The organism is Actinomadura graeca (assembly GCF_019175365.1).
Classification (GTDB): Bacteria; Actinomycetota; Actinomycetes; order Streptosporangiales; family Streptosporangiaceae; genus Spirillospora; species Spirillospora graeca.
In genome coordinates, this window is record NZ_CP059572.1 from 6,896,996 (window position 1) to 6,914,458 (window position 17,463).

The 17,463-nt window shown below is 74.8% G+C and carries 16 protein-coding genes; 11 read left to right on the forward strand and 5 right to left on the reverse strand.

Translation table 11 applies throughout. The features are described 5' to 3' along the window. Positions 1 to 38 precede the first annotated feature (38 nt). Both AGRA3207_RS30635 and AGRA3207_RS30640 read right to left on the reverse strand, forming a co-directional pair. A complete protein-coding gene (locus tag AGRA3207_RS30635) occupies positions 39 to 1,301 on the reverse strand; it encodes a glycosyltransferase family 4 protein (RefSeq protein WP_231330605.1) in 1,263 nt (420 codons plus the stop codon). A gap of 223 nt (positions 1,302 to 1,524) precedes the next feature. Then, the gene (locus AGRA3207_RS30640) at positions 1,525 to 2,793 is read right to left on the reverse strand and encodes a cytochrome P450 (RefSeq protein ID WP_231330606.1); all 1,269 of its coding nucleotides are present in this window, start codon (positions 2,791 to 2,793) and stop codon (positions 1,525 to 1,527) included. A gap of 285 nt (positions 2,794 to 3,078) precedes the next feature. Between AGRA3207_RS30640 and AGRA3207_RS30645 the strand changes: the two genes are divergently transcribed. The 3 genes from AGRA3207_RS30645 to AGRA3207_RS30655 are packed head-to-tail and all read left to right on the forward strand — an operon-like array spanning position 3,079 to position 6,684. Next, positions 3,079 to 4,128, forward strand: coding sequence for a glucose 1-dehydrogenase (locus AGRA3207_RS30645; protein ID WP_231330607.1), 1,050 nt, complete (start codon positions 3,079 to 3,081; stop codon positions 4,126 to 4,128). Positions 4,129 to 4,144: 16 nt separating this feature from the next. Then, on the forward strand, positions 4,145 to 5,572 hold the full coding sequence (locus tag AGRA3207_RS30650; protein ID WP_231330608.1) for a sugar porter family MFS transporter: 1,428 nt from the start codon (positions 4,145 to 4,147) through the stop codon (positions 5,570 to 5,572). Positions 5,573 to 5,628: 56 nt separating this feature from the next. Beyond that, positions 5,629 to 6,684 carry a hypothetical protein gene (locus AGRA3207_RS30655; RefSeq protein WP_231330609.1) on the forward strand — a complete coding sequence of 352 codons (1,056 nt, stop codon included), beginning with the start codon at positions 5,629 to 5,631 and terminating at the stop codon, positions 6,682 to 6,684. A 482-nt stretch (positions 6,685 to 7,166) separates the two neighbouring features. Here AGRA3207_RS30655 and AGRA3207_RS30660 read toward each other — a convergent pair whose 3' ends face one another. Together AGRA3207_RS30660 and AGRA3207_RS30665 are read right to left on the reverse strand one after the other, a co-directional pair. Continuing rightward, the gene (locus AGRA3207_RS30660) at positions 7,167 to 7,319 is read right to left on the reverse strand and encodes a hypothetical protein (protein WP_231330610.1); all 153 of its coding nucleotides are present in this window, start codon (positions 7,317 to 7,319) and stop codon (positions 7,167 to 7,169) included. 70 nt (positions 7,320 to 7,389) lie between these two features. Further along, positions 7,390 to 7,527, reverse strand: a complete 138-nt coding sequence (locus AGRA3207_RS30665; protein ID WP_231330611.1) for a hypothetical protein — start codon at positions 7,525 to 7,527, stop codon at positions 7,390 to 7,392. A gap of 137 nt (positions 7,528 to 7,664) precedes the next feature. On the opposite strand from AGRA3207_RS30665, the gene AGRA3207_RS30670 reads away from it, so the two are divergent. Beyond that, positions 7,665 to 8,705 (forward strand): SCO2583/SCO2584 N-terminal domain-containing protein, encoded by a 1,041-nt coding sequence (locus AGRA3207_RS30670; protein WP_231330612.1) that lies wholly within the window; start codon positions 7,665 to 7,667, stop codon positions 8,703 to 8,705. Between the two features lie 32 nt (positions 8,706 to 8,737). Here AGRA3207_RS30670 and AGRA3207_RS30675 read toward each other — a convergent pair whose 3' ends face one another. Next, positions 8,738 to 9,928: a cytochrome P450 gene (locus tag AGRA3207_RS30675; protein ID WP_231330613.1), complete on the reverse strand. Its 1,191-nt coding sequence runs from the start codon at positions 9,926 to 9,928 to the stop codon at positions 8,738 to 8,740. 240 nt (positions 9,929 to 10,168) lie between these two features. Here AGRA3207_RS30675 and AGRA3207_RS30680 point away from each other — a divergent pair, with 240 nt between their 5' ends. The 7 genes from AGRA3207_RS30680 to AGRA3207_RS30710 all read left to right on the forward strand — a co-directional run bounded on the left by AGRA3207_RS30680 (position 10,169) and on the right by AGRA3207_RS30710 (position 17,442). Then, positions 10,169 to 11,194 carry a 3-oxoacyl-ACP synthase III family protein gene (locus AGRA3207_RS30680; RefSeq protein WP_231330614.1) on the forward strand — a complete coding sequence of 342 codons (1,026 nt, stop codon included), beginning with the start codon at positions 10,169 to 10,171 and terminating at the stop codon, positions 11,192 to 11,194. An 11-nt stretch (positions 11,195 to 11,205) separates the two neighbouring features. Continuing rightward, a complete protein-coding gene (locus AGRA3207_RS30685; RefSeq protein ID WP_231330615.1) occupies positions 11,206 to 11,976 on the forward strand; it encodes a glycosyltransferase family 2 protein in 771 nt (256 codons plus the stop codon). Positions 11,977 to 12,011: 35 nt separating this feature from the next. Then, positions 12,012 to 13,193, forward strand: coding sequence for a cytochrome P450 (locus tag AGRA3207_RS30690; RefSeq protein WP_231330616.1), 1,182 nt, complete (start codon positions 12,012 to 12,014; stop codon positions 13,191 to 13,193). Next, on the forward strand, positions 13,190 to 14,704 hold the full coding sequence (locus tag AGRA3207_RS30695) for a class I adenylate-forming enzyme family protein (RefSeq protein WP_231330617.1): 1,515 nt from the start codon (positions 13,190 to 13,192) through the stop codon (positions 14,702 to 14,704). The genes AGRA3207_RS30690 and AGRA3207_RS30695 overlap by 4 nt, the downstream gene beginning before the upstream one ends. 97 nt (positions 14,705 to 14,801) lie before the next feature. Beyond that, positions 14,802 to 15,737 carry an NAD-dependent epimerase/dehydratase family protein gene (locus AGRA3207_RS30700; protein WP_231330618.1) on the forward strand — a complete coding sequence of 312 codons (936 nt, stop codon included), beginning with the start codon at positions 14,802 to 14,804 and terminating at the stop codon, positions 15,735 to 15,737. A gap of 38 nt (positions 15,738 to 15,775) precedes the next feature. Continuing rightward, positions 15,776 to 16,507 (forward strand): Clp protease N-terminal domain-containing protein, encoded by a 732-nt coding sequence (locus AGRA3207_RS30705; protein WP_231330619.1) that lies wholly within the window; start codon positions 15,776 to 15,778, stop codon positions 16,505 to 16,507. A 50-nt stretch (positions 16,508 to 16,557) separates the two neighbouring features. Further along, a complete protein-coding gene (locus tag AGRA3207_RS30710) occupies positions 16,558 to 17,442 on the forward strand; it encodes an alpha/beta fold hydrolase (protein WP_231330620.1) in 885 nt (294 codons plus the stop codon). Positions 17,443 to 17,463 lie beyond the last annotated feature (21 nt).

Sequence of the window (17,463 nt, forward strand, 5' to 3'; positions counted from 1 at the left end):
CGTACAGAGGGATCCGCCGATGCGGCCCCTCGCTGTGCCTACCGCCGGGGGGACCGCCGCTCGATGGCGGCGCGGTAGTGCTCGACCGTGGCCTGTGCCACGGCGGGCCAGGCGAAGCGTTCCTGGACGCGGGCGAGACCGGCGGCGCCGACACGCGCGCGCTCCTCGGCGGAGTCGTGCAGGCGGCGCAGGGTCGCGGCGAGTTCCTCGGCGTCGCCGGGAGGGACCAGGACGCCCGCGTCGCCGACGACCTCGGGCAGCGCACCGGCGCGGCTGGCGACCAGCGGCGTCCCGGACGCCATGTGCTCGACGGCGGGCAGCGAGAACCCCTCGTAGCGGGACGGGACGACGGCCGTCTCCGCCGAGGCCATCAGCGCGCCGAGCTCCTCGTCGCTGATGCCGGACACGAACCGCACGCGCTCGCCGAGGGCCAGTTCCCGGGCGAGCCGCTCGGTGGGGCCGTCCTTCTGGGGGCGGCTGACGACGATCACGTGGACGTCGCGTTCGGTGGCGACCTTGGCGACCGCGCGCAGCAGCACGTCCACGCCCTTGATCGGCGCGTCGGCGCTGGCCATCGCGACGATCCGGCCGGGGACGCGGTCGCCGCGCGGGTGGAAGACGCGGGTGTCGACGCCGAGCGGCAGGATCTCGATGTCGCGGGGACGGACCTTGAAGTCCTTGACGATGTCGGTCTTGGACGACCCGGAGACGGTCAGCACCGGCCCGATCCGCCGCGCCACCTGCGACTGCATCGCGACGAACCCGTACCAGCGGCGTTTGCCGAGCTTCTGCTTCAGCCCCCGGGCGGCCTCCAGCTCGATGCGGCGGTCGACGCTGATCGGGTGGTGGATGCTCGTGACGAGCGGCAGCCCGAGCCGGGTGATGCCGAGGTTGCCGAGGCCGAGGACCTGGTTGTCGTGCACCACGTCGAAGTCGTGGCGGCGGGCGCGGAGGGCGCGCAGCACGCGCAGGCTGAAGGTGAGGGGCTCGGGGAAGCCGCCCGTCCGCATGTGGGCGAACTCCAGGACGTCGATCCAGTCGCGGAACTCGGCGAGCGCCGGGGTGCGGAAGGGGTCCTCGTCCCGGTAGAGGTCGAGGCTCGGGATCCGGGTCAGCGTGATCTCGTCGCGGTCGAGTTCGGGATAGGGCTGCCCGGACAGGACCTCCACGGTGTGTCCGAGGTCGGCCAGCTCGCGGCTCAGATGCCGGAGGTAGACGCCTTGGCCGCCGCAGTGCGGCTTGCTCCGGTACGACAGCAGCGCCACCCGCAAGGGACGGCCCGCCCCGCCTGCCTCAGCCACGTCGGCCTCTGGTCACGCACCACTCCCGTCGGTCGCGGGACGCCCGTCGCACACGCACCGGGCATCCCCGTGAAGGTGTCGATGAAACTCGACCCTGGCCTCCGCACGTTACCGCTCAGTTCCATATTGGGCACGGCGTCCAAAAGTGTTCTCGATCGCACTTCGGCCCCGGCCCCGGCGGGCGTCCGCGGGTGTAACCTGCACCTTTCCGCAGGCCGGGAGGTCAGGCCCGCTTCGGGGCGGACGAGGTGAAGGCGACCGGCAGTTCCTTGAGCCCGTTGACGAAGTTGGAGCGGAGCCTGCGGGCCGGGCCCGCGGGGCGGATGTCGGGCATCCGGTCGAGGATCGCCTCGAACACGATCCTCAGGTTCAGCCGGGCGAGGTGGGTGCCGAGGCAGAAGTGGGGCCCGCCGCCGCCGAAGCCGAGGTGGAGGTTCGGGTCGCGGCCGGCGTCGAAGGAGAACGGGTCGTCGAAGACCCGCTCGTCCCGGTTGGCCGAGCCGTAGAACAGGACGACCTTGTCACCGGCGCCGATCCGCCTTCCGCCCAGCTCGGTGTCGGCGAGCGCCGTCCGGCGGAACAGGTTGACGGGGGTCACCCAGCGGACGATCTCCTCGACCGCCGTGGGCAGCAGGCTCCGGTCGGCCCGCAGCCGCTCCCACTGGTCGGGGTGCTGGAAGAACGCCTGCATGCCGCCCGCCGTCGCCGTCCGGGTGGTCTCGTTGCCGGCGATCGACAGCATGATCACGAAGAGCTGGAACTCCTCCTCGGTGAGGCGCGTCCCGTCCGCGCCGGGTCGCAGGAGCCTGGTCACGATGTCGTCCCGCGGGGTGGCCGCGCGGTCGCGTGCCAGCTCGCCCGCCCATCCGGCGAACTCGGCGGCGCACAGCTGCGACTCCGCCCGGTCGCCGATGAACTCGGGGTCGTTGAACGCGACGAGCCGGTTGGACCAGCGGAAGATCTGCTCGCGCTCCTCCAGCGGCGCGCCGAGCAGCTCGCAGATCGTGTACAGCGGCAGCGGCGCGGCGACGTGCTCCACGAAGTCGCACTCGCCGAGCGCGGCCGCCTCGTCGATCAGCCGGTCGCAGATCCCGCGGACGTGGTCCTGGAGCCGGGCGATCATCCGGGGCGTGAACCCCTTGTTGACCATGCCACGGAGCCGGGCGTGGCCGGGTGGGTCCTGGAACAGCATCATCTGCCCGTAGAGGGCGATGTCGTCGTCGGCGAACTCCTCGAACATCGCCGTCCGCGCGTGGGAGGAGAACAGCTCGGGGTGCCGCGACACATGGACGACGTCCGCGTGCCGGGTCACCGCCCAGAAGCCGGGCACGCCGTCGTTGGGGTCGGGGTGCCAGTGGACGGGGTCGTTGTCGCGCAGCCACGCGAACTGCCGGTGGGGGATGCCGCCGCGCTCGTAGACGCCCGGGTCGATGACGTCGATCTCAGGCGCCCGGGGGGACCGGGCGGGGACGGAGCGGATGTCGACGGCCATGGACGAGCCTCCGGTCGCGCCTGATTGAGCGCTTGCCTGGTAGAGCTGGTTCTCACATGAGACTGGAGTCTCATTAGGGCTCTGTCCAGGGAAGTAATCCTGTCCGCACCCCCGGGTGTGGCCGTTGACACCGGTCGGCTGTCATTGATTGTCAATGGTTCACCCCTCGGCCCACCAATGACCTATTACTGGGTGTGTTTTCCGTATCACTCAGGGAAGTCAGGAATGAGTGCCCCGGCAGGGGAAGGCACGCCCGGTACTGACCGACCGCGAAGGGACGGCGGAATGAAGGCGCTCACCGTGGTCCCCGGCCGTCCCGACCAGGTCCGGGTCGAGGAGCGGCCCGACCCCGTCCCGGGCCCCGGGGACCTGCTGGTCGAGGGGTCGCTGCTCGGCATCTGCGGCACCGACTACGACATCGTCGAGGGCGAGGGCTACGGCTGGGTTCCGCCCGGACGCGACCGGCTCGTGATCGGGCACGAGTCGCTCGGCCGGGTGCTGGCCGCGCCGCCCTACGCCCCGTTCGAGGAGGGCGACCTGGTCGTCGGCGTCGTCCGGCGGCCCGACCCCGTCCCGTGCACGCCCTGCGCGCACGGCGAGGCCGACTTCTGCCGCAACGGCCGGTACACCGAGCGCGGCATCAGAGAACTGGACGGGTTCGGCGCGCAGCGCTGGCTGACCGAGGCGGAGTACGCCGTCAAGCTGGACCCTGGGCTCGGTGACCGCGGCGTCCTGCTGGAGCCCGCGTCGGTGCTCGCCAAGGCGTGGGAGCAGATCGAGCACGTCCTCGCGCGGGCCTCGTGGCGGCCCCGGGTGGCGCTGGTGACCGGCGCCGGCCCGATCGGGCTGTTCGCGGCGCTGATGGCCGTCCAGCGCGGGCTGGAGGTCCACGTCGCCGACATCCGCGACAGCCCGGCCAAGCGCGCCCTCGTGACCGGCCTCGGCGCGGCCTTCCACACCGGCGACGTCCGTGACACCGGCATCGCACCCGACGTGGTGATCGAGTGCACCGGCCACGGGCCGCTGGTCTTCGGGCTCGTCGAGATGGTCGCGCCGGGCGCGGTGATCTGCCTGACCGGAATCTCGCCGGACGCGGGCCGGGTGCCGCTGGGCGCCGACCGGATCAACCGGGACCTGGTGCTGGAGAACATCGTGATGCTCGGGACGGTCAACGCCGGGCGCCGCAACTTCGAGCAGGCGGCCGGGGCCCTGGCGAAGGCCGATCCCGGCTGGCTGGACCGGCTGATCACCAGGAGGGTCCCGATGGAGGGGTTCTCCGACGGCCTGCACAAGGACGAGGACGACATCAAGGTCGTGGTCGACCTGCGGGCATGACCAAGGGGGACCAGGCATGCAGGGATACTCCAGCGCCCCGATCGCCCAGGGCCCCGTGGAGGGCGTCTCGCCCGCCGGGCTCCGCAGGATCCGGTTCCACGCCGTCCTGATCGCGGTCGGCGGCTTCCTGTTCGGCTTCGACACCGGGGTCATCTCCGGCGCCCTGCTGTTCATCAAGGACGACTTCGACCTGGACTCCTTCCAGCAGGGCAGTGTGGTGAGCGTGCTCGTCCTCGGCGCGATGGCCGGGGCGCTCGGCTCCGGGCGGCTCGCCGACCGGATCGGCCGCCGCCGGATCTTCTGCCTGGAGGGCGCGGTCTTCCTCGTGGGCACCGTCGTCGCCGTCCTGTCGACCGGCTACTGGACGCTCATCGCGGGGCGGCTGGTGCTCGGGCTGGCGGTGGGGGCGGCGTCGGCGACCGTCCCGCCCTACCTGGCGGAGATCTCCCCGAAGGAGGTCCGGGGCCGGCTGCTCACCCTCAACCAGCTGATGATCACGCTCGGGATCCTCGTCGCGTACCTGGTCAACCTGGCCTTCTCCGGCGGCGGGACGTGGCGGGCGATGATCGGCGTCGGCGCGGTGCCCGCGCTGGTGATGGTCGCGTCGGCGCTGTGGGCGCTGCCGGAGTCGCCCGAGTGGCTGCTGGCGCACGGGCGGCGCGCGGAGGCGCGCTCCCTGGTCGCGTCGGTGAGCGACGAGGCGACCGCCGACCGGCTGATCGAGCGGCGCGAGCGGGACCGGGCCGCCTCGGACCCGGGCGCGCCGCCGGGCGAGGAGACGGCCGGATGGCGCGCGCTGCGGACCCGCCGCGTCAGGCCCGCGCTGGTCGTCGGCCTCGCGCTGGCCGCCGGGCAGCAGTTCGGCGGCATCAACACGATCATCTACTACGCGCCGACGATCATCGAGCGGACGGGGCTGACCGCGTCCAACGCCATCGTCTACTCGATCGCGATCGGGGTGATCAACCTCGTGATGACCCTGGTGGCGATCCGGCTGATCGACCGATCCGGGCGCCGCGACCTGCTGCTGTGGTCGTTCGCGGCGATGGTCGTCACGATGGGCCTGCTCGGCCTGGCGTTCGTGGCGGGCTGGGCCCCGGTCCTCGCGCTGCTGTTCATGGTCCTCTACATCGCCGGGTACGCCGGCGGGGTCGGGCCGGTGTTCTGGACGCTGATCGGCGAGATCTTCCCGCCCTCGGCGAGCGCCACGGGCGCGAGCGCCTGCACGGCCGTGAACTGGGCGTCGAACTTCACGGTGAGCCTGGTGTTCCTGCCGGCCGTCGGGCTCATCGGCGAGGGCGAGACGTTCTGGGTGTTCGCGGCCATCTCCATGCTCGGGCTGCTCTTCACCGCCCGGTTCGTCCCGGAGACGAAGGCGCGCGGCTTCGCGGAGGTGGACCGGGACCTCCAGAGCCGCTTCGGCGGACGCCGGCTTGCGGATTAGTGCCCAATGCCCGCGGCCGGGGCTCCGCCCGCCCCGCCGCTGGCTACGATGCGCCGATGCTAGGGAATCAAGGCGCGCTCCCGGACCACTGCGCCGACCTCGTCCGGACGACCCGGCGCCACGACTGGGACGGCGCGGGCCTCGCACACGACCTCGCGATCCTCCGCTCGCACCACGCCGACCCCGCCGAGCTGACGGACGGCCTGGTCGTCCTCGCCGAGGCCATCGCCGACGCCCCCCTCGGCGAGGGCCCCGAGCTGGCGATCCTGGCCGGTGAGCTGATGGACCTCGGCGCCGACACGGCGATCGGCCTGGACGCCCTGGTCCCGCGTGTCGCCGAGGGCCTGGAGTCGGCCGCGCGCTTCCCGGAGCTGTGGGAGAGCGCGGGAGGCGAGGGCCTGCCGTCCCCCGAGGACATCGCGCAGATCGGCGAGGTGCTGGAGCTGCTCAACGCCGACCACGAGCGGCTGTCGCTGCCCCCCGAGGAGGCGGGGCACGCCACCGAGGCGTGGTTCTCCGTCGGCACCTGGGCGCGGGGTGTGATCGTCCCGCTCCAGCGTCCGGAGGTGCGCGCCGACCTGCCCCACCGCGACGTCCTCGTGCGCGCCGTCGAGGCGGCGTCCGGGCGCGTCCCCGCCGCCGCCCTGCTGGACGGGCTGCTGCGGGTGCTGGACGGCGAGACCGTGATCGTCCTCGACCGCGCGGGCGGCCGCGGCTACGAGATGACCATCGGCGGCATCGGCGACAACGCCCAGCTCACGATCCTGCTCGCCGCGACGCTCATCGGCGACGGCCTCATGGAGGGCGAGGCGCCCGCCCCGGAGTGGGTGATCGCCGCGACCGACGGCGAGACCCGTCCCGAAGGGGGCGTCAAGGTGCGGCTCGCGCTCACCGACGCCCACGGCGCGCCGATCCCGGCCGAGGGCAGGCCGTCCGACATCCCGCAGGTCGAGGGCAGGCGGGTCATCGTCGCCGGGCCCGAGCCGTCCCCGAAGACGTGGGAGGCGGGCCGCACCTACGTGCTGATGCGGCCGGTCCTCACCCTCGACCGCGCCCTGGACCCCGGCGAGGCCGCGCACTGGCTCTCCAAGACCAAACCCGCCGCCGGGTAGCGCGCCGGGAGCGGTCCTCCGGGCATCTGTCAATGGCTCTGGCTGACGGGTTGCGGCCGCCTCCGGCCGCCTCTGCGTCCCGCCGGGGAACAACGCGGACACGGGTCTCTTTTCGCGCGCTCGAAAGGCGTATCGTCTTCGAGCATCGCCGAAAGAGCGGGGGTGCCGTCACGTATTTCAAAATGATCGTCGTGGCGCTTCTCCTGTACGCCTTGGCCGATGTCGTGAGAACCGCCGTCCGGCGGCGGCCGTGGCGTCGGGACGGGAACGTCCCACCGGGCTGGACGGTGGCGGATCAGGAGTGGCTGAAAGGGCAGCGGATCGATCCCGCCGCCCTCAGGGACGGGAGTGGCGGAGGAGATCGCCCGTGCCCGCGCGGCGGGCGATGCCCCGGTCCTCCGGGGTGCGCAGACGGGCCGCCGCCTCACCGGTCCCCATGCGACGAGCCATAAAGCCATTTCGGCGCACGGATGCCCGCCAGCTCAGAATCGCGGTGAGATCCCAAGGGCAAATGGGGAGTCCGACGGCAGGGCGGCGACTTCCGCCAAGCGTTCCTCATGATGCGCGATGATCTCCCGGGCGCACCCGGAAAGATCGCCGAAGCGGTATTGGCGCGCGGGCAGCACCTCGGTCACGCGCAGCGCGGAGATCTTTTCCAGTGAGCCGGGGAAATCGCCGAGCGGATCCGCGTCGGGCAGGTCGTCCTCATCGCGCCTGCGCGGCGGAGGGCGGCCACATGGCCACCCAGGCGCCGGACGCCTCGGGACCGCGGGAGGTCTCCAGCGCGTCCACGATCGTGCCGCCGAGCGGGTTGCCGGGGAGGGGGACGGGGATGCTCCACACCCTCTCCGCCGAGGTCCTCGGGTGTCAGCTGACCGTCCTCCCTCGCGGGTGGGGCCACCTCGTCTCGTCCCGGCGTGAGGCGCGGAAGGTCGGTTAGCCTGGGCTCACCCTCCCCCCCGCGCCGGAGAGAGCCCGAGATGTCCGCAGATGCCGACGAGCCCGTGTTCGACGACGACTTCATCAGGGGCGCCGCGTTCATCGAGCCGTCCGCGCGCGAACGCGCCAGGGCACCCGGGCGGATCGAGCGGGTCCGCGCGCGCCGGGCCGAGCGCAGGCGGCACCGGGCCCGCCGCCGCCTCGGGCGGGCGCGGCGGCGCGAGTTCCACGAGCCGAGCCACCGCGGGGCCGTAGTCCAGGTGATCGCCGGGGTGCTGGTGCTGCTGCTGGTCTCGACCGGGCTGTGGTGGTGGAATCGCCCCGGCGACCCCGCCGCCCTCCCCGCGCCACCGGCGATCGTCCCCGTGCCCGCCCCGACCGGCGGCGTCCCGCCCGCCGACCCGTTCGCCGGGTCGCCCGCCGCCTCCTACGCCGACGGTGAGGCGGGCCTGCGGATGCCCGGGCCACGGGCGATGAACGGGCTGTCGGCCGCCGACCTGGCGCTCGCCTACGGCCGCGTCCGCAAGCTGATCGCCGCCGCGAACCTCGACCCCGGCACCGTCTTCGGCCGCAGCCCCGACGCGTTCGCGGCACTGCTCCACCCCGGGCAGCGCCGCGACTTCCGCGCGAACCTCGACCGCGCGGGCGAGGGCAACACCCGGGGCTGGCTGACGAGCTTCGCCGCGGGCACCGCCGAGCAGGCCGCCGAGACCGTCAAGGTGCACGGGACGGCGACAGCGGGCGAGGCGTCCGAGCGGGGCGCGGACGGGGTGCTGGTGAAGGCCGACCACCTGTTCGTGTACGCGGTCCGGAGTCCCGGGCGGCCCGAGACGGTGATCCGCGAGGTGGTCCGGAGGGTGACCGAGGTGTTCGTCCACCGCGAGGGCGGGACGGTGAGGCTGTGGGTCACCGGGACCGACACCTCGTCAGCGCCGTCCGCCTGCGACTACGGCGACGGTTTCGTCCACCCGCTGTACCCGGGGACGCCCGGCGGGACGCCGACCGGGAAGCCGGTGGACCCCTACGACCAGTCCGGCCCGGTCCGGCGTGACCAGGGCTGTGAGCAGACCGTCCGCGTCTGACCCGCGAGCCCGGCGCCCGGGGGGACCGGGTGTCAGCCGCGCGCGAGCGTCACGCGCAGCTCCGCGTACGACGGCACCAGGACGCGGCGTGCCGCGCGCCGGGACACGATCCGGTACGGGCGCCCGCCGGAGTGCAGCGTCGACAGCATCCGCGCGACCTGCGTGCGGGCCACGGCGGCGCCCAGGCAGAGGTGCCTCCCGCCGCCGAACCACAGCTGCCGGGTCTCGGGGACGTACGCGCGGTGGACGTCGAACGGCCCGGCGCCGTTGGTGGCGAGGTAGGTCAGCAGGAGGACCCGGTCGCCCGCGCGGAGCCTCCGGCCGTCCACGACGGCGTCGCGGGCGACGTGCCGGCCGATCACCGGCGCGGGGGCGGCGACGCGCAGGCCCTCGCGCACGGCGCCCTCCCTCAGTGACGGGTCGGCGAGCAGGGCCCGCTGCTGGCCGGTGTCGTGGAGCAGCGCGACCGTGCGGACCGTCCCGGACGCGCCGGTCTCGGTGCCCGCGATCACCAGCAGGGTGGCGAGCCCGCGCGCCAGGGGCAGGCCGAGGCCCATCGCGCGGCAGCGCCCGAGGAGGGTGCCGGGCCCGCCGTCCGCGTAGCCGCGCGGCACCCCGGTGGTGATCTCGTCCACGATCGCGCGGGCCCGCGCGATCGTCGCCGGGTCGAGGCCGGTCGAGGCGGTGGTGCCGAGGGCCAGCCCGGCGAGCCGCTCGCCCGCGCCGAACAGGTCCCGGTACGCGCGGTCCGGGCGGTCCGCGGGCAGGCCGAGCAGGTCGGCGACCATCCGCCCGGCCAGGACGCGGGCCGCGTCGGCGACGTCCACGGTGCCGCCGGCGGCCAGCCGCCGGGCCAGCTCGGCGTGATGCCTCCCCTGGGAGCGTTCGACCAGGTCACGGGCGGCGTCCTCGGTGAACAGGCCGCGGGCGCGGGTGCGGACCTCCGCGTGCCGGGCGCCGCCGAAGAACTGCGCCATCTCGTCGCCGAACAGCTGCGTCCACAGATGCCCGACGCCGCCCTCCCCGTTCATCCCGAAGCGGTCGTGGTCGTTGAGGACGCGGCGCGCCAGGACGGGATCGGTCACCACCCAGCCGAGCCGTGGCACGCGCGTGATCGGGCCCGTGTGCCTGGCCGCCTGGAGGAGCGCGTAGAGCCCGCGGTTGCCCTGCCAGAGCAGGCGCGCTTCGTGCCGGGCCGCGTTCTTGGTCCTTGTGCTGGTCACTCCGCGATTGTGCCGGGCGGCGCGGCCGTCCCGACACCGCGATGGCCTATGAACCGGATGAGTGGTAGTACTCACGGCGAACCGGGTTACAACGCCCATGGGATGTTCCGTAAGGTCTCCCTGTCCGGGGACGGCAGGGGTCGGCGAACCTTGGTCCGACCAGGCACGAGGCGGCCGGACGGGCGGACGGGGCCGCCGCCGCGCCGCCGTCCACGGAGCACGAGGAACCGGGGGACACCCATGAGAGCCCGCATCACGGCCGTCGCGGCGCACCTGCCCGCGCGGACCGTCACCAGCGCCGAGGTCGAGGCCAGGATCGCGGCCGAGAGCGCCGTCCCGCCCGGATCCGGGGGCGGCGGCTACCGGCCGCCGCCGACGATCGTCGAGCGGCTGACCGGCATCCGCCGACGGCACGTCATGCGCGACGACGAGCAGGCGTCCGACCTGGCCGTCGCCGCCGCGCGCCGCGTCCTCGGCGAACGCGGCGCCGTCCCCGGGAACCTCGATCTGCTGATCTTCGGCTCGGCGTCCCAGGACCTCGTCGAGCCCGCCACGGCGCACATCGTCGCCGCCAAGCTCGGCGCCGCGTGCCCGGTGTTCGACGTCAAGAACGCGTGCAACAGCTTCCTGAACGGCCTCCAGATGGCGGACGCGCTGATCCGCACGGGCCAGCACGAGCGCGTGCTGGTGTGCACGGGGGAGAGCCCGTCCCGCGCGATCCGGTGGAAGGTCCGCGACCGCGCGCAGTTCGCGGACGCGTTCGCCGGCTACACCCTCTCCGACGGCGGCGCCGCGATGCTCGTGGAGGCCGCCCCGGACGGCGGGATCTTCTACCGCGACTTCGCGGCCGTCTCCAGCGCCTGGCGGATCGGAACGCTCCCGGGTGGCGGGTCGATGCACCCGCGCGACCCCGAGCGCGGCTACTTCAGCGGCGACGGGCGTCGGCTGAAGGACGCGTTCGTCGCCGGTGGCCCCGAGCTGTTCGACACCGCGCTGAAGAAGACCGGGCTGGCCTGGGACGACTTCGCGGTCATCGCCGTCCACCAGGTGACCCTGCCGTACCTGGAGACGCTGCGGGCGACGCTCGGCATCCCGGCGGACCGGCTGGTCGTCACGCTCCCCGAGCACGGCAACACCGCCTCGGCGAGCCTGCCGCTCCAGCTCGCGACCGCGCTCGCCGAGGGCCGCTGCCGGCCGGGCGACCGGATCGCGCTGGCCGGGCTCGCCGGGGGCATCAGCCTCGGCGTCGTCTTCGCCGAGCTGTGAGCGGGCGCGCTGTGACCGACAGGGTGACCATGCGGCTGTGGGTCGTCATCCCCGCCTACGACGAGGAGCGCTCGATCGGCGCGACGCTGCGGCGCCTCGCCGGGCAGACCGACACCGGCTTCGCGCTCGTGGTGGTCGACAACGGCAGCACCGACGGGACCGCGCGGGTCGTCCGGGAGTTCGCCGCCGGGCACCCGTCGATGGACGTCCGGATCGTCGCGGAGCCGGAGAAGGGCACCGGCGCCGCCGCCGACACCGGCGTCCGGCACGCCATCGCCGCGGGCGCGACGCACATCGCCCGCACCGACGCCGACTGCCTGCCGGACCGCGGCTGGGTGGCGGCGGTGAAGCGGGCCTTCGGCGAGGGCCTGGAGATGGTGTCCGGCCCGCTGCGCCCCCGCACCGACGAGTTCCCGCTCAAGTTCTGGGAGCGGCGCCTGCTGCCCGCCGTGATCGACGTCGCCGCGCTGTTCGGGCGGTTCCGGCCCGGCAACCAGGACCCGTCCTTCCTCGGCCCGTACGTGATGATGCCCGGCTGCAACGTCGCGATCACCGCCGGGCTGTACGAGCGCGCGGGCGGCTTCCCGCGCACCCGCATCGAGGACGTCCACGAGGACCGGGCGCTGGTCAACCGCGTCCGGCGCCTGACGTCGGCCTACGGGCTGCGCGAGGACGTGGCCGTCTACGGCTCCGTCCGGCGTCTGCGCGCGTTCGGGCTGGTCAGGACGCTCGGCTGGTACGCCGACCACCGTTACCGCCCGGCCGTCGTGGACATCCGGTGAACGCCGTCGAATCGCGTGCACGCCGTGGACGCCCCGTGCTCACCGGGGACCGTGCCGCCGCCTGGGAACGGCGGCTCTACCTGGCCGCGCACCCGGTCGCGTACCCGCTGCTGCGCGGCATCGCCCGCCGCGGCCCCGCCGTGCGCGTCCCGGGCGTCGGCGTGGTGGTCAACGACGCGGCCGCGGCCCGCGCCGTCCTCATGGACGGGGAGACGTTCCGCAAGGACGGGCCGGGCTCCCCGGCCGAACTGTGGACGCCGGTGCTCGGCCCGTCCGTCCTGCTCAACATGGAAGGCGACGCGCACCGCGCGCTCCGCCGCCGCCTGGCCGACCTGTTCACGCCGTCCTACGCTGCGGCGCTGTGCTCCCGCGTGCTGTCCGCGCCGCTGGAGCGGCTCGCCGACCGGCTGGCGCGCGGCGCGGCCGTCGACCTGGTCGACGCCTCCCGCGTCATGGCCGGCGCGGTGATCGGCGAGGTCATCGGCCTGGACGCGCGGGACGAGGCGGCCTACCGCGCCCTGTTCGAGCGCGGCGAGCGGATCGTCTCGATGATCTCGCTGCGGACGCGCCGGCTCTCCCCGCCGCAGGTGGCGCGGGCCCGCGCGGTGCTGGACCCGCTCGGCGACATCGCCGCCGCGTCCTACGCCGCCGGGGACGAGACCACCGTGATGGGGCGGATGCGCGCCCTCGGCCTGTCCCCGGACGAGGCGCGCGGCGCCGCCGGGGCGTTCTTCCTCACCGGCACCGAGACCGTCGCGACGCTGCTGCCCCGCCTGATCGCCCTCCTCGCCGACTCCGGGCAGCTCGGCCGCGTCGCCGCCGACCCCGGCGGCCTCCTCGACCGGGCCGTCGAGGAGGCCATGCGCGCGGCGACCCCGACGCCGGTCATGCTGCGCAGCGTCCACCGCCCCGCCGCCGTGGCCGGGGTCGCGGTCCGGCCGGGCGACCGCGTCCTCATCGCCACGCACAACTGCTGCCGCGCCCTCGGCCCGTTCGACCTCGACCGGCCGCACCCGCCCGAGCTGCGCCGCCTGTGGTTCGGCGCGGGCCCGCACTTCTGCATCGGCTATCCGCTCGCCATGGCCGAGATCCGGCTGGTCGCCCGCACCCTGCTCGCCGCCACGCCGCTGCGGATCACCCGCCGCGCCGCCGCCCGCGACGTGCTGATCCCGACCTACCGGCACCTGGCCGTCCGCTCGGAGGGGAGCGCGCCGTGACACTGATCCGGGCCCTGCTGGACCAGGCGGGGCGCACGCCCGGCCACGTCGCCCTCGTCGCCGGGGACGGCGCGGAGCTGACCTACGGGGAACTGCGGCGGCGGGTCCTCGCCGTCCGCCACGGGCTGCTGTCGGGCGGGCTCGCGCCGGGGGACGGGGTCCTGTTCTCGGTGCGGCCCTCGCCGGAGTCGCTCGTCCTGGCGCTGGCGGTCGTCGCGGCGGGCGGCGTCGTGGTGTTCGCCGACCCCGGGGCCGGGCCCGCGATGTTCACCGCGCGGCTGCGGCTGGCCCGCCCGCGCTGGTCGGCGGCCGAGTCGGTCCTGTACGCGGGCAGCAGGCTGCGGCCGGTGCGGGCGTACGCGCGGCGGCGCGGGCTGCTCCTGCCGGACCTCGGTGACCTGGAGGTGCCCGGCGGGGGGCCGATGTCGCACGTCCACGTCGGGCGCCGCCTGCCGGGCGTCCCGCGCGGGTCGCTGTCGTTCGCGTCCCTGGCGCGGGGCCCTGCGCCCGAACCGGACGACGACGGCGACCCGGGCGCGCCCGCCGCCGTGATCTTCACCTCCGGGACCACGGACGACCCGCGCGCGGTCGTCCACACCCAGGGCTCGCTCGCGGCGGCGCTCGGCCTGTTCCGGGAGCGGATGCCGCTCGGCCCCGGCGACGTCGTGCACACCGACCAGCTCATGCTCGGGCTGCCCACGCTGATCTCCGGTGCCCGCTGGTCGATGCCGCCCCCCGGCTGCGCGCCCGCGGACTTCGCCCGGATGCTGCGCGGGCGCGGCGCCACCCACACCTTCTGCGTGCCCGCCCACCTCGCCGAGATCCTGGACGCGGCGCCGACGCTGCCGCCGGGGCTGCGGCACGTGCTGCTCGGCGCGGCGCCCGCGCCCGCCGGGATCCTGCGGCGCGCGATCGCCGCGGCTCCGACGGCCGAGGTCCTGTCGGTGTACGCGATGACGGAGATCCTGCCCGTCGCCATCGCGTCGGCGCGGGACAAGCTCGCGCACACCGCGTCCGGCGCGGGCGGCGACCTCCTCGGCGCACCGCTCCCCGGCGTCGGCGCGCGGCTGGCCGCGGACGGGGAGCTGCTGCTGTCGGGCCCCAACCTCTGCCGCGGCTACCTCGGCGCCGAGCCCCGCGGCGAACTGCCCACCGGCGACCTCGCGCGCCTGGACGAGGGGCGGCTCGTCCTGGTCGGCCGCAAGAAGGACATGCTGATCCGCGGCAAGTTCAACCTCTACCCGGGCCTGTACGAGCCCGCCATCGCCGCGCTCCCGGACGTGGCGGACGCGGCGATCGTCGGCGTCCCCGACCCCGGGACCGGGGACGAGGAGGTCGTCCTCGCGGTGGTCGGCCCTCCCGGCCTGCCCTCCCGGCTGCGCCGTGCCCTCCCCGACGTCATCGACCACGACGCGCTCCCGGACCGGATCGTCGTCCTGGACGGGCTGCCCCGCTCCGGCCGCACCCGCAAGCTCGACCGGGACCGGCTCCGCGAGCAGGTCGCCCGGTGAGGGGGACGCGGTGAGGGGGACGCGGTGAGGGGGACGCGGTGAGGGGGACGCGGTGAGGGGGACGCGGTGAGGGGGACGCGGTGAGGAGGGAGACGCGGTGAGGATCGCGGTGACGGGGGCGTCCGGGTTCGTGGGCGGCGCGGTGTGCCGGGCGCTGGCGGGCCGGGGCGTCACCACCTGCGGATTCGGGCGCCGGACGAACGTGCCGGGGGAGCACCTGGGCGGCGCCCGGTACCGCACATGGGACCTGACCCTCGGCCCGCTCGAAGATCCCCCCGACGTCGACGCCGTCGTCCACTGCGCGGGGAGCGTCACCGACTGGGGCCCGGCCGCGGAGGTGTTCGCCGGGAACCTCACCGGGACCCGCAACGCGCTGGTGACCTTCCCCGGCGCCCGTTTCGTCCATGTCAGCACGGCCAGCGTCTACGACCCGTTCCGGCCCGGCGTCATGGTCACCGAGGACGAGGCGCCCGTCGCCCGCTACCTCAACGCCTACGGCGCGTCGAAGGCGGCCGCCGAGCGCGCGGCCCTGGCCCGGGGGGCGATCGTGCTGCGGCCCCACGCCGTCTACGGGCCGGGCGACACCACGCTGCTCCCGCGCGTCCTGTCCGCGGTGCGCGGCCCGGTCCTGCCCGCCGTGGGCACCGGCCGGCAGCGCGTCAGCCTCACCTCGATCGCGAACCTCGTCCAGGCGTGCGTGCTGGCGGCGACCGGGCCGGTCGCCTCGGGCGTCTTCAACGTCGCGGACGCCTCGCCGGTCACGGTCGACGACGCGCTCCGGGCGCTCCTGCGCGAGCGCGGCGTCCGCGCCAGGCCCGTCTACGCCCCCGCCCGCCTCGCCATGCCCCTGGCCACGGCCGTGGAGGGCGCGTTCCTGCTGGCGCGGCGTCCACGGCCCCCGCGCCTGACCCGGTACGCCGTCGGGCACCTCGCGGTCGAGCGGACCCTCGACATCGGCGCCGCGCGCGCGGTCCTCGGCTATGCCCCGCATGAGACGAGCTTCGCCGGGGCCGCCGGCTGGTCGTCAACCTGAGGTTGACGACTCGGGGAGCGTCAACCTATCGTTGACGCATGACGGATCCCCTCCAGGCGACCGGCCAGGTCCGCCTCGACGAACTGATCGACGCCATCAAGAAGGTGCACTCCGACGCCCTCGACCAGCTCACCAGCGCGGTGATCGCCGCGGACCACCTCGGCGAGGTGGCCGACCATCTCATCGGCCACTTCGTCGACCAGGCACGGCGCTCCGGCGCGTCCTGGACCGACATCGGCAAGAGCATGGGGGTCACCAAGCAGGCCGCCCAGAAGCGGTTCGTCCCCAAGGCGCATCCGGCGGACCTCGACCCGTCCCAGGGGTTCTCCCGGTTCACCCAGCGCGCCCGGAACGTCACGATCGGGTCGCAGAACGAGGCCCGCGCGGCGGGCAACGACCAGATCGTCCCCGCGCACCTGGTCCTCGGCCTGCTCGGCGAGCCGGAGGCGCTCGCGGCCAGGGCGGTCGTCGCGCAGGGGGTGGCGCTCGACGCCGTCCGCGAGGCCGCCGCCGCCGTGCTGCCCCCGGCGGCCGGCCAGGTCCCCGAGCTGATCCCCTTCGACCAGGACGCGAAGAAGGTCCTGGAGCTGACCTTCCGCGAGGCGCTGCGCCTCGGCCACAACTACGTCGGGACCGAGCACATCCTGCTCGCCCTGCTGGAGTTCGAGGACGGCACCGGGACGCTGTCCGGCCTCGGCCTCGGCAAGGACGCCGTGGAGGCGACGATCACCGAGGCACTGGACGCCATCGCGGCCCGCCCGCAGGCGTGAGCCGATGAGTTCCGGGCGCGGCCCTGGTCCACATCGGCATGGAGACCCTCATGAAGGCCGACGGGGTGGAGCTGTGCGCCGAGACGTTCGGTGATCCGGCCGACCCTCCGCTCCTCCTCATCGGCAACACCATGCTCACCTGGCCCGGCGGCCTGTGCGCGCGGCTGAGCGCGTTGCGCCGGTTCGTCGTCCGCTACGACCTGCGCGGCACCGGGCGGTCCACCGGCGCCGGCGAGGGCGCCCCCCGCCACACCCTGCGGGACCTGGTCGCCGACGCGGCCGCCCTGCTGGACGCGCTCGGCCTGCCCCGGGCGCACGTCGCGGGCTTCGGCGTGGGCGGCTGGATCGCCCAGCTCCTCGCGCTCGACCACCCCGGCCGGGTCACGACCCTCACGCTGGTCGCGGCCCGGCCGACCGCGCCCGGCCCGGCCGACCCCGACCTCCCCGAGCACGCCCCGGAGGTGATGGCGCACTTCATGGCCCCGCCGCCCGTCGACTGGTCCGACCGGGCGTCCGTCGTCGCGTTCATGGTCGAGAACGCGCGCCACCTCGCGGGCCCGGCGTTCGACGAGGCCGAGGCGCGCGAGCGCGCCGAGCGGATCGCCGGCCGCACCGTGCTCCCGGACCCGGCGTCCCCGGACGGCGACCCCGGCGCGGCCCACCGCGCGGACCAGATGGCGGCCGGTTTCGCCGAGCTCGACAGCGGTGATCGCTGGCGCGAGCGGCTCGGCGGCATCACCGCGCCCACCCTGGTCGTCCACGGGGAGGACGACCCGTTCTTCCCCCTGGGCAACGGACGCGCCCTCGCCGCGGAGATCCCCGGCGCGCGCCTGGTCACCGTCCCCGGGATGGGCCATGGGCTGCCCCGCGCGGCATGGGACGTGATCGTCCCCGCGATCCTCCAGCACACCTCCGGCGCCGCCGCGGCCGGATAAAACCGCTCGCCCGGCCCCGGC